General features: G+C 74.0%; 9 protein-coding genes. All 9 read right to left on the bottom strand.

Annotated elements, in window-relative coordinates; all coding sequences use genetic code 11:
• The coding region (locus ABZ953_RS38885; protein ID WP_361734199.1) for a homocysteine S-methyltransferase family protein at positions 1 to 1,091 on the bottom strand (1,091 nt) is incomplete at its 3' end.
• Complete coding sequence (locus ABZ953_RS38890) at positions 1,088 to 2,071, bottom strand: carbohydrate kinase family protein (protein ID WP_361734201.1); 984 nt, start codon at positions 2,069 to 2,071, stop codon at positions 1,088 to 1,090. The genes ABZ953_RS38885 and ABZ953_RS38890, both read right to left, overlap by 4 nt.
• Before the next feature lie 165 nt (positions 2,072 to 2,236).
• A complete protein-coding gene (metK, locus tag ABZ953_RS38895) occupies positions 2,237 to 3,448 on the bottom strand; it encodes a methionine adenosyltransferase (RefSeq protein WP_361734203.1) in 1,212 nt (403 codons plus the stop codon).
• Positions 3,449 to 4,086: 638 nt separating this feature from the next.
• Positions 4,087 to 5,676 (bottom strand): class I adenylate-forming enzyme family protein, encoded by a 1,590-nt coding sequence (locus ABZ953_RS38900; RefSeq protein WP_361734205.1) that lies wholly within the window; start codon positions 5,674 to 5,676, stop codon positions 4,087 to 4,089.
• Between the two features lie 474 nt (positions 5,677 to 6,150).
• The gene (gene wrbA / locus ABZ953_RS38905; RefSeq protein ID WP_361734207.1) at positions 6,151 to 6,762 is read right to left on the bottom strand and encodes an NAD(P)H:quinone oxidoreductase; all 612 of its coding nucleotides are present in this window, start codon (positions 6,760 to 6,762) and stop codon (positions 6,151 to 6,153) included.
• An 81-nt stretch (positions 6,763 to 6,843) separates the two neighbouring features.
• A complete protein-coding gene (locus tag ABZ953_RS38910; protein ID WP_361734209.1) occupies positions 6,844 to 7,929 on the bottom strand; it encodes a class I SAM-dependent methyltransferase in 1,086 nt (361 codons plus the stop codon).
• Complete coding sequence (locus ABZ953_RS38915) at positions 7,926 to 9,080, bottom strand: DegT/DnrJ/EryC1/StrS aminotransferase family protein (protein ID WP_361734211.1); 1,155 nt, start codon at positions 9,078 to 9,080, stop codon at positions 7,926 to 7,928. Before ABZ953_RS38915 ends, ABZ953_RS38910 begins: the two co-directional genes overlap by 4 nt.
• Positions 9,077 to 9,628 (bottom strand): cupin domain-containing protein, encoded by a 552-nt coding sequence (locus tag ABZ953_RS38920; protein WP_361734212.1) that lies wholly within the window; start codon positions 9,626 to 9,628, stop codon positions 9,077 to 9,079. Before ABZ953_RS38920 ends, ABZ953_RS38915 begins: the two co-directional genes overlap by 4 nt.
• 137 nt (positions 9,629 to 9,765) lie before the next feature.
• The gene (locus tag ABZ953_RS38925; protein WP_361734214.1) at positions 9,766 to 10,833 is read right to left on the bottom strand and encodes a type III polyketide synthase; all 1,068 of its coding nucleotides are present in this window, start codon (positions 10,831 to 10,833) and stop codon (positions 9,766 to 9,768) included.
• Positions 10,834 to 11,066: the final 233 nt, after the last annotated feature.

The raw sequence follows: 11,066 nt of genomic DNA on the forward strand, positions 1-11,066 counted from the left end.
TCCAGCATCGCCTCGCGGAACTTCCTGGACCCGTTGGCGTTGGTGCGCTCACCGATCGCCAGATACGCGGTGTCCTGGCGGAAGGGCACCGTCTGGTAGAGGGAGGCGGCGCCGGGTTCGGGGTGCGGGGTGCGGGCGGGCGGGGTCAGGTGGTGGACGCGCTCGACGACCTGGCGCAGGTGCTCGGGGGTGGTGCCGCAGCAGCCGCCGATCAGGGACAGGCCGTAGTCGCGGACGAAGTGCTCCTGGGCGTCGGCCAGTCCCTCAGGCCCCAGGGGGAAGTGCGCGCCGTCCTTGGTCAGCACCGGCAGGCCCGCGTTGGGCATGCACAGCAGCGGGATGCGCGAGTGGCGGGCCAGGTAGCGCAGGTGCTCGGTCATCTCGGCGGGGCCCGTGGAGCAGTTCAGGCCGATCATGTCGATGCCGAGCGGCTCCAGGACGGTCAGCGCGGCGCCGATCTCGGAGCCCAGGAGCATGGTGCCGGTGGTCTCGAAGGCCAGGGAGCACACCAGCGGCAGGTCGGTGCCGGTGGCGGTCAGGGCGCGGCGGGCGCCGAGGATGGCGGCCTTGGTCTGCAGGAGGTCCTGGGTGGTCTCCACGATCAGCAGGTCGGCGCCGCCGGCGATCAGGCCTTCGGCGTTGGTCTGGAAGCCGTCGCGCAGGGTGGCGTAGTCGAGGTGGCCCAGGGTGGGCAGCTTGGTGCCCGGGCCCATCGAGCCCAGCACCCAGCGCTGGCGGCCGGTGGCGCGGGTGAACTCGTCGGCGACCTCGCGGGCGATGCGGGCACCGGCCTGGGACAGTTCGAAGTTCCGCTCGGGAATGTCGTACTCGTTCAGGGCCGCGAAGTTCGCGCCGAACGTATTGGTCTCCACGCAGTCGACACCGACCGCGAAGTACGCCTCGTGCACCGAGCGCACGATGTCGGGGCGGGTCACGTTCAGGACCTCGTTGCAGCCCTCGAGCTGCTGGAAGTCCTCCATCGTGGGCTCCTGCGCCTGGAGCATCGTGCCCATCGCGCCGTCGGCCACCACCACACGGGTGGCCAGGGCCTCGCGGAGGGCGTCGGCGCGCCGGCGCTGCTCGGTGCTCATGCGGTGCCCGCGATCGGGTCCCTCAGGGCGCGGGCCGCGGCCGGGCCGTAGGTCTGCTCCAGGCGGGTGAGCAGGTCGGCGGGCAGGAGCTTGTACTCCTGGGTGCCGACCGATTCCAGCACGGTGGTGGCCAGGGCGCAGCCCAGCTGGGCGGCGCGTTCCTGGGGCAGCTGCCAGGCGGTGCCGGCCAGGAAGCCCGCGCGGAAGGCGTCGCCCGCCCCGGTGGGGTCGGCGATCACGGCGGCGGGCACGGCGGGCACGCTCAGGCGGGGGCAGCCGGCGCGGGCCAGGGAGACGCCGCCCGCGCCCAGGGTGGTGATCCAGGTGCCCACCCGCTCCAGGAGCTGCGGCTCGCTCCAGCCGGTGCGTTCCAGCAGCAGGGCGGCCTCGTACTCGTTGGTGAACAGCCAGCGGGCGCCGTCGACCAGCCGGCGGGCCTGGGGGCCGTCCAGGCGGGCCAGCTGCTGGGAGGGGTCGGCGGCCACGGGAATGTTCAGGCGGTGCGCGGCGGCGGTGTGGCGCCCCATCGCGGCGGGGTCGTCGGCGCCGATCAGGACGAGGCCGGGGGCGGGGGCGCGGGCGGTGACCGCGGCCAGGTCGATGCGGGCGGCCTCGGCCATGGCGCCGGCGTAGAAGGTGGCGATCTGGTTCTGGTCCTGGTCGGTGGTGCACACGAAGCGTGCGGTGTGCAGGGTGTCGCTGACCTGGACCGCGCTGGTGTCCACGCCGTGCTCGTCCAGCCAGGCGCGGTAGTCGGCGAAGTCCCGGCCGGCCGCGCCGATCAGGAGCGGGCGCAGGCCCAGCAGGCCCAGGCCGAAGGCGATGTTGGCGCCGACGCCGCCCCGGCGCACCTCGAGCCGGTCGGCGAGGAAGGACAGGGAGACCCGCTCCAGTTGCTCCTTGATCAGCTGTTCGGCGAAGCGTCCGGGAAAGACCATCAGATGGTCGGTCGCTATCGAGCCGGTCACGGCGATACGCACGAGAAAAGCACTCCCTTGAAGCGTGGTGGGGCGGCGGGGGCGGCGGGCGGCCGGCCGGCGCGGCCGCAGGCCGCAGGCCGGGGGCCGGGGGGCGGGGGCCGGGGGGCGGGGGGCGGGGGGCGGGGGGCGCCGGTGCGGGCCGGCGCCACCCCGGGGCCGCGGGGGTCAGCCGGTGCCGGCGGCGGCGCGCAGGGCGTCGGCGCGGTCGGTGCGCTCCCAGGTGAGGTCGGCCAGGTCGCGGCCGAAGTGGCCGTAGGCGGCGGTCTGGGCGTAGATCGGGCGCAGCAGGTCCAGGTCGCGGATGATCGCGGCGGGGCGCAGGTCGAAGACCTGGCTGACGGCCTCTTCGATGGCGCTCTGGGGGACGGTGGCGGTCTGGAAGGTCTCGATGAACAGGCCGACCGGTTCGGCCTTGCCGATGGCGTAGGCGACCTGGACCTCGCAGCGGGCGGCCAGGCCGGCGGCGACGATGTTCTTGGCGACCCAGCGCATGGCGTAGGCGGCGGAGCGGTCGACCTTGGAGGGGTCCTTGCCGGAGAAGGCGCCGCCGCCGTGGCGGGCCATGCCGCCGTAGGTGTCGACGATGATTTTGCGGCCGGTCAGGCCGGCGTCGCCCATCGGGCCGCCGATCTCGAAGCGGCCGGTGGGGTTGACGAAGAGGCGGTAGTCGTCGGTGTCGAGCTTGATGCCGTCGTCGGCGAGCCGGGCCAGGACGTGCTCGACGACGTGGGTGCGCACGTCGGGGGTGAGCTGCTCGTCCAGGTCGATGTCGGCGGCGTGCTGGGAGGAGACCACGATGGTGTCCAGGCGCACGGGCCGGCTGCCCTCATATTCGATGGTGACCTGAGTCTTGCCGTCGGGGCGCAGGTAGGGGACGGTGCCGTCCTTGCGGACCGCGGTCAGCCGGCGGGAGAGGCGGTGGGCCAGCTCGATGGGCAGCGGCATCAGGGTGGGGGTCTCGTCGGTGGCGTAGCCGAACATCAGGCCCTGGTCGCCGGCGCCCTGCCGGTCCAGGGCGTCGCTCTCGCCCTCGACGCGGTTCTCATAGGCGGCGTCGACGCCCTGGGCGATGTCGGGCGACTGGGCGCCGATGGACACCGACACGCCGCAGGAGGCGCCGTCGAAGCCCTTGGCCGAGGAGTCGTAGCCGATCTCGAGGATCTTCTGGCGGACCAGGGTGGCGATGTCGGCGTAGGCGGTGGTGGTCACCTCGCCGGCGATGTGCACCTGGCCGGTGGTGATCAGGGTTTCGACGGCGACGCGGGAGGCGGGGTCCTGGCTGAGCAGGGCGTCCAGGACGGTGTCGCTGATCTGGTCGGCGATCTTGTCGGGGTGGCCCTCGGTCACGGACTCCGAGGTGAACAGGCGACGGGACATGACTCTCCAGGGCAGAAAGAGGTGACGGGTTGCAAGGAAAGGGCGGGGTGCGGGGCGGGGCGGGGGTCTGGCGGGCCGCCCCGGGGACGGGAGGGACGAGGGCGGGAGGGACGAGGGCGGGAGGGACGAGGGCGGCCGGGCAGCCGGGCCGGGCTGGTCGTGTGGCCGGGCGGTCGTGTGGCCGGGCGGTCGTGTGGTCGGGCTGGTCCGGGCCGGTGCAGGAGATTTCGGGTACGGGGGCGGGCGGCAGGGGCTGCGGCGTGCCGGGGGCGGCCGCCGGAGCGGGCCGCCCGTCTCGCGACTCCCCCGCGCGTGCGCGGTGTGGGCGCCGGGGCGCGGCGCGGGGCCGGCGTCCCGGTGCGCGGGGCGTCCCGGGTTCGGGCGGCAGGGGGCGCGGCGGCGGGCGGGCCGCGCCGGGCCGGGTTGGGCCGGGCCGGGTTGGGCAGCGGCGCGGTGCGCGATGCCTTGCGCCGCGAGGGCGCTGCACGCCGGGGCGCGGGGCACCGCGGGGCGCCCCGGGGCGCCCCGGTGCGGGCCGGGCGCCGGCCACGGGGCGGGGCCGGGACCGGGGCGGGGCAGTGCGTACGGCCCCGCCCCGTCCCGGCCTCGTCCCCCGTGCGGGGCCGCTCCCCCGGCGGTCAGGCCGGGTCGGTGAGGCGTTGGTGGAGGTGGTCGGCCAGGGCCAGGCGCTGGACCTTGAGGGTGGCGGTGCGCGGGAGTTCGGCCTGGGTGAGCTGGACGGGGGCGGCGAGCTGGGGGAAGTCGGTGACGGCGGCGCGCCAGCGGGCCGCGTCCAGGGGGGTGTCGTCGGTGGTGCAGATGACGGGGACGGGCCGGTCGCCGGGGCCGGGCACGACGACCAGTTCGCTCAGTTCGGGCAGCCGGCCCAGGACCACGTCCTCGACCTCCAGGGAGCTGGCGACTCCTTCGATCATGTCGACTTCGCGGTCGAGCATGTGCAGGCAGCCCAGGCGGGTGCGGTAGCCGACGTCGCCGGTGCGCCACCAGGCGCCGTTGCGGTTGGCGGTGTAGCGGTCCTGTTCGGCGAAGTAGGTTTTGGCCAGGCCCTCCCAGGCGACCTCGATGAAGCCGGGGTTGTCCTGGGTGGGGGGCCGGCCGTCGCGGCTGACGACGCGGACCCTGGCCGCGCCCAGGGGCATCGCCCAGCCCACGCAGCGTCCGTTGGCCTTGTGGGCGGAGCCGCGGAAGTAGGCGCGGCCGACGGCGGGGCCGACCTCGCTCTGTCCGTAGATCTGGAAGAAGAGGGCGCCGGAGCGCTTCGAGGAGTGCAGCAGGCGGCTCATGGTGCGCGGGTGGATCGCGTCGAAGGTGCTGCTGAAGATTTTCACGGAGGCGAAGGGGCGCCGCGGGTCGCCGGCCAGGTCCTCCCAGTCCATCAGGGAGTTGGGCAGGGCCTCGACGAAGCCGGGCCGGTGGGCGGCGAACTGCTCGGCGATGCTGTCGGGGTCGGAGTCGTTCAGGAGCAGGACCGGCAGTTCCTTCAGCAGCGCCAGCGACATCGCGGCGACCATCCGGGAGTGCACGAAGGGGATGTGGATGGCGACGGGGTCCTTGCGGCGCATCAGGGAGAGCAGCCGCCACTGGGGCAGCAGGCGGATGCCCTGGGTGCGGGGGGTGTGCACGACGAGTTTGGGCAGTCCGGTGGTGCCGGAGGTGTGGGTGATGACGGCGGCGTCGTCGAGGGGGCGGACCACGGGGGCCACCCGCGGGGCGCCGGCCAGGGCGGCCAGGGACTGGGCCGCGGGGTGCTCGCCGGCCACGGTGATCACCCGCCGGGTGAGGTCGGCCAGCGCCAGTTGGTCCAGGCCGCCCTGCAGTTTGCGGGTGTCGGTGAGCAGGGTGGGCCGGCCCACCCGTTGCATGAGGGCGCCCACGGTGTCGGCGTCCAGGGCGGGCGAGAGCATCACCGGGACGGCGCCGATGCGGGAGGCGGCGGCGCCGAGCATCCAGATGTCGGCGTTGGCGCTCTTGTGGATGACGAGGTGTTCGTCGGTCCGTACACCGGCCGCCCACAGGCGCCCGGCCAGGTCGTCCACGGCGTCGGCGAACTCCGCCACGGTCAGGCGCCGGCCCGCGTGGGGCAGGGCGTCCAGGTCGTGGTCGAGGGTGATGGGCGTCGAGCCGTTGACGGCGGCGGCCATCTGCGGCAGGAGGCCGAGGTGCAGGCCGCGCTTTTGGATGGATCGGTAGACCGTGGAGCCCTTCATCGGGGCTGTCTCCTTTGCCGGGGTCGGTGGGCCGGGCGTGGCCGGGATTCGGCGGGCCGGGCGTGGCCGGGGTCGGTGGGCCGGGCGTGGCCGGGGGGCGGTGGGCCGGGCGGGCCTGGTGGCGGCCCGGCGCGGCGCCCCTTCGGGTGCCGCCGGTGCGGCGGCCCGGGCGGGTGGTCACATCTTTTTTCCGCGGCGGCCTCACATTGCGCGGGGCTGCGTCGTCGAAGGACATGAGGCGGGCGAGGCGGAGCCGTTCGCCCCGGGGCCCGTGCCGGCGCCGGGGTGGCGGGCCGTCTGGGCCGCGCCGGGGCGCCGGGGGCGCCCCCTCGGGCCGGACCACGCAGCCGGCTGTGCCCCCGGCTTCGCCCCGTCCCTGCTGTGCGGCACCGGCCGCGGCCGGTGCCGGCTGGTTCGCCGGGCCGGGTATTCGGTGCCGGGGCGGGTATTCGGTGCCGGGGCGGCGGCCTGCTCTCAGGCGGCGGCGCGGCCGGCCTTGAGGGCGGCGGCGGTGTCCACCACGCGCCGGGCCTGGTGGCGGGCGGCCTGCAGGGCGACCTCGCCCGGCGCGCCGTCCCCGGCCACGTGCGAGGTGCCGTAGGGGTTGCCGGACTGGAACTGGATGGGGTCGGTGTAGCCGGGCGGCACGATGATGCCGCCCCAGTGGTAGAAGGTGTTGGACAGCGCCAGGATCGTCGACTCCTGCCCGCCGTGGGCGGTGTTGCTGGCGGTGAACGCGGAGAACACCTTGCCCGCGATCTTCCCGGCGAACCAGAGCGGTCCGGTGGTGTCGATGAACGCCCGCAGCTGGCTGGCGGGATTCCCGAACCGGCTGGGCGTGCCGAACAGCACCGCATCGGCCCAGGCCAGGTCGTCGTGGCTGGCCTCGTCGAGGCCGGCGGTGGCCTCCCGGTGCGCCACCCAGGCCGGGTTGGCGCTGATCGCCGCCTGCGGGGCGGTCTCGGCGACCCTGCGCAGCCGCACGTTCGCCCCCGACTTCTCCGCGCCCTCGGCCACGGCCTGGGCCAGGGTGTGCACGGTGCCGGTCGCGCTGTAGTAGATGATTGCCACGTTCACAGGTTCCACGGTGCTGTCCTTTTCGTTGTGCCTTGCTGCGTGTGCCTTGGTGCGCGGGTGCGGGGGCGCGGGTGCGGGGCGGGCGGGCCGCTAGCGGGCGATGACCAGGGTGGCGGGCGGCGCGGCGTGGAAGGTGATGTCGCTGAAGCCGGCCTTGGTGAGCCAGGCGTGGTAGTCCGCGCGCCGCCAGGTGCCGCCCTGCTGGGACTTCAGGAGCATTTCGGAGGCGAAGAGCAGCGGGAAGGCCGGTCCGCTGCGGTCGTCGTCGACGACGTAGTCGCACACCACCAGGGCGCCGCCGGGGGTGAGGGCGTCCTTGAGGCGGGTGAACAGGGCCACGTTGTCCTCGGGCCCTTCCTGGTGGGCGATGTGGGAGTAGAGCGCGACGTCGTAGGCGGCGGTGCCGAAGTCGGTGGTGTGGAAGTCGCCGTCGATGCAGGTGAACCGGTCGGCGAGGCCGCGTTCGGCGAGCATCGTGCGGGCGATGGCGTTGATGGGTTCCCAGTCGAGCTGGGTGGCGCGGGCGGCGGGGTTGCGCTCCAGCCAGGTGGCGGAGTAGATGCCCGAGCCGCCGCCGACGTCCAGGATGGACAGGGCGCCGGCGTCGGCGAGCCCAAGGACGTCGGCGGCGATGGCGGCGGCGGGGACCGACTGGGCGGCGATGGCGGGCACGACCTCGCCCCAGTGGGGGTTGTCGGCGACTTCGGTGGTGGGGTCGCTGACCGGGCCGCCGGCGCGGACCACCTCGGGCAGCGCGGCCAGCTTGCCCATGTGGGTGAGCTTGAGGCGGGCCATCGCCGAGAGGTCGGCGGGCCGGCCCTTGACCAGGTAGGCGGAGGCGGCGGCGGTGTTGCGGTAGGTGCCCTGCGCCAGGTCGGTCAGGCCGATGCTGACCAGGCCGTCCAGCAGGGTCTGGGCGCCGCGTTCGCTGATCTGGGCCCGCTGGGCCAGGGCGGCGGCGCTGGTGGCGCCGTTCTCCAGGTGGGTGAACACCTGGTGCTCGGCGGCGGCGCCGAGCAGGCCGGTGGACCAGTAGCCGTTGATCAGCCGCAGGATGGTGTCCGGGCCGGTGTCCGGGCCCGCACCGCCGCTGCCGGCGGTGGTGCCGGTGCCGGTGCTGGTGGTGCCGGTGCTGCTGGTGGTGCCGGTGCTGCTGGTGGGCGGGTGCTCGCTCATGCGGTTCCTCCCCGGCCCGCGGGGGCCGCGTGGGTGCGAAGGGCGGTGCGCAGCGCCGTGACGACCTGTTCGATCTGGTCGTCGGTCAGTTCGGCGTGCATGGGGATGGCCAGGTGGCGGGCGAACAGGTCGGCGGAGACGGGGCAGCTCTGCTTGCCCGCGAAGACGGGCTGCAGGTGGGTGGCCCAGGTGCCGTGGCCGCAGCCGATGCCCTGGCCGCGCAGGTCGGCGGCGAGCGCCGCCCGGTCGACGCGGGCGTCCAGGGTGATGAGGTAGGACTGCCAGGCGTGGGTGCGGTCGGCGGGCACCTGCGGCAGCGTCAGCAGGTCCTCGCCGGCCAGGAGTTCGCCGTAGCGGGCGGCCACCGCGGTGCGGCGCCGAAGGAGTTCCTCGATCCGGCCGAGCTGGACCTGCAGGATGGCCGCGGCGATGTCGGAGAGTTTGAAGTTGTAGCCGATCTCGGTGAATTCGGGCACCGGCAGGCCGACGATCTTCGACTGGTCGAAGATGCTGCCGATGCCGAAGGAGGAGCGCAGCCGGGCGTCGGCGGTGATGGCCGCGTCGGCGGCCAGCAGGGCGCCGCCCTCGCCGCTGGTGGCGCCCTTGCGGCCGTGGAAGGACAGGCAGGAGACCGGGGCCAGGGCGCCGGCCTGGCGGCCCTGGTAGGTGGCGCCGACCGCGCAGGCGGCGTCCTCGATGAGGAACAGGCCGTGGCGCCGGGCCAGGTCGTTCAGTTCGCGGTAGTCGGCGGGCAGGCCGACGGTGTCCACCGCGATGATGCCGGTGGTGCGCGGGGTGATGAGGTCGGCGACCGCCTGCACATCCACGGTGTGGGTGTCGCGGCGCACGTCGGCGAAGACGGGCACCGCGTCCAGGTAGCGCACCGCGTGGGCGGGGGCGGGGAAGGTGTAGTCGGCGACGATGACTTCGTCGCCGGCCTGCACGCCCAGGGCGAGCAGGGCCACGTGCAGGGCGGCGCCGCAGTTGCTCAGGGCGACCGCGTCCATGCCGTAGCGGTGGCTGAGCTGGGCCTCCAGGGCCTTGCCCCGGGGGCCCTGGCCGGCGGGCCAGCCGGAGGCGAACACCTCGGCGACGGCGGCCAGTTCCTGCTCGCCCAGGCTGGCGTGGACCAGGGGGATGGCGGGGCTCATGGCGTGGACTCTCCCTGTCCTTGGGGGGCGGCCGGCGTGAAGCGCAAGGGGGTGAGTTCCTCGATGTCGTAGCGGGTGCGCATCTCCTCGACGGCGCCCGGGTCGATGGTGCTGCCGCGCGCCCAGATCTCGGCGATCTCTTCGAAGTAGCGCTCGTGGTCGGGTGAGGGGAAGCTCTGGAACAGCATCGTGACCGGTTTGTCGGTGGCGTTGCGAAAGGCGTGCGGGGTGCCGGGCGGCACGAACATGCAGCCGCCCTCGCTCGCGCGGACGACGCGCTCGCCGCTCGCGGAGCGCCAGTGGTGCCAGGTGTCGGTGGTGCGCTCGGTGGGCTCGAAGCACATCAGGTCCAGCTCGCCCTCAAGGACGTAGAAGAACTCCTGGGACTCGTGGTGGACGTGGGCGCCGACGTCGAAGCCGGGCGGCACGACCACCTCGAAGATGGAGACGGCCGAGCCCTGCGCCTGGGTGGCCTTGAAGGTCACCTCCTGCGCCGGGGTGACCAGCGTGCGTCCCCCGCCGGGCGGGACGATCAGGCTGCCTGTCATGGGTGTGGGTTTCCTTAAAGCCGTCGGTTACGGGCATCTCGCACGGCACGGCACGGCACGGGCCCGCGCCCGGGAGGCGGGGCACCGGGCGCGGGGCGCGCGGGTGCGGAGGTGCGGGGGTGCGGGTGCGGGGGGGGTCAGCCGGCGGCGGGCGGGGGGTCGCCGGCCCAGCGGCCCAGGGCCATCTCGGCGGTGATGCCGGGGCCGAAGCCGGCGATCAGGCCGGTGGCGTCGGGCATCGGGGTGTCCTCCTCGAACAGCCGCAGGGCGGCGTCCAGGACGACGGCGCTGGCGATGTTGCCGTACTCGGTCAGGGTCGACCAGCTGTGGCGGAAGACCTTGCGGTCCACGTCGAGGAACTTGGCGAGGTCGCTCAGGATGCGCGGCCCGCCGGCGTGGATGATGTAGAAGTCGAGGTTGGAGGCGTCCCACCGGTGGCCGGCGGCGAACTCGCGCAGCACCGGGGCCAGCGGTTCCATCGTGCCGGGCACCCGGCGGTCCAGCTGGAAGTGGAAGCCGGTGTCGCGCACCGAGTAGGAGATCCAGTCCTCGGTGTGGGGGATGAGGTAGGAGGAGTTGCGTTCCAGCTCGATGCCGGTGCCGCCGCGGCCGCGCACCACGGCGGCGGCGACCGCGTCGCCGAACAGGCCGTCGGAGAGCAGCGAGCCGATGTCGTCCATGTCGGGCTGGTAGCACAGCGAGCACAGCTCGCAGGCGACGATCAGGACGTTGCTGCCGGGGTGGGCCACGCAGAAGTCGTGGGCGCGGTTGATCGCGGCGCCGCCCGCCGCGCAGCCCAGCTGGGAGATGGGGATCTGGCGGGTGTCGGAGCGAAAGCCCATCTGGTTGATGAGCCAGGCGGTCAGCGAGGGCATCAGGAACCCGGTGCACGACACGTAGATGATGGCGTCGATGTCACGGGCGGCCACCTCGGCGTTGGCCAGGGCCTCCTCGACGACCTCGGGGGTCCGCTTCTTGGACTCGATCTCGTAGATGCGGTTGCGTTCGGTCAGGCCCGGGTGGCGCAGGGTCTGCTCGATGGGCTGCACGATATGCCGCTTCTGCACCCCCGTGTTGCGGATCAGCCGCAGCGCCAGGGGAAGCTGCGGCTTCCCGGCGTGGGCCTTCTCGGCGAATTCCATCGTCTCTTCGGCGGTGATGACGTATTCCGGCACACGCACTGACGGCTTGCATAGCCTCGGCATATCGGGAATCCACTTTCTCTAGAGTCTGCCTTCTGCACGTGAAGAAGCTGTCGCGCCCCGCCTGCCGCCGCCCGTCGCGGGCGGCGCAGGGGGCGGCGGTCACGGCGCCTGCCGTACCGCCTTCTGCCGCCTGCGGGCCCCCGGCCGGGCGCCCGGCCGGGGGCCGGGGGCCAGAGGGGGGCGCGCGGATCGGGAGAGGGTGGGGGTGGGGGAGAGTGTTAGGGGTGTGGTGT

Origin of the sequence: Streptomyces sp. NPDC046465, assembly GCF_040646035.1 — a bacterium.
Taxonomy (GTDB): Bacteria; Actinomycetota; Actinomycetes; order Streptomycetales; family Streptomycetaceae; genus Streptomyces.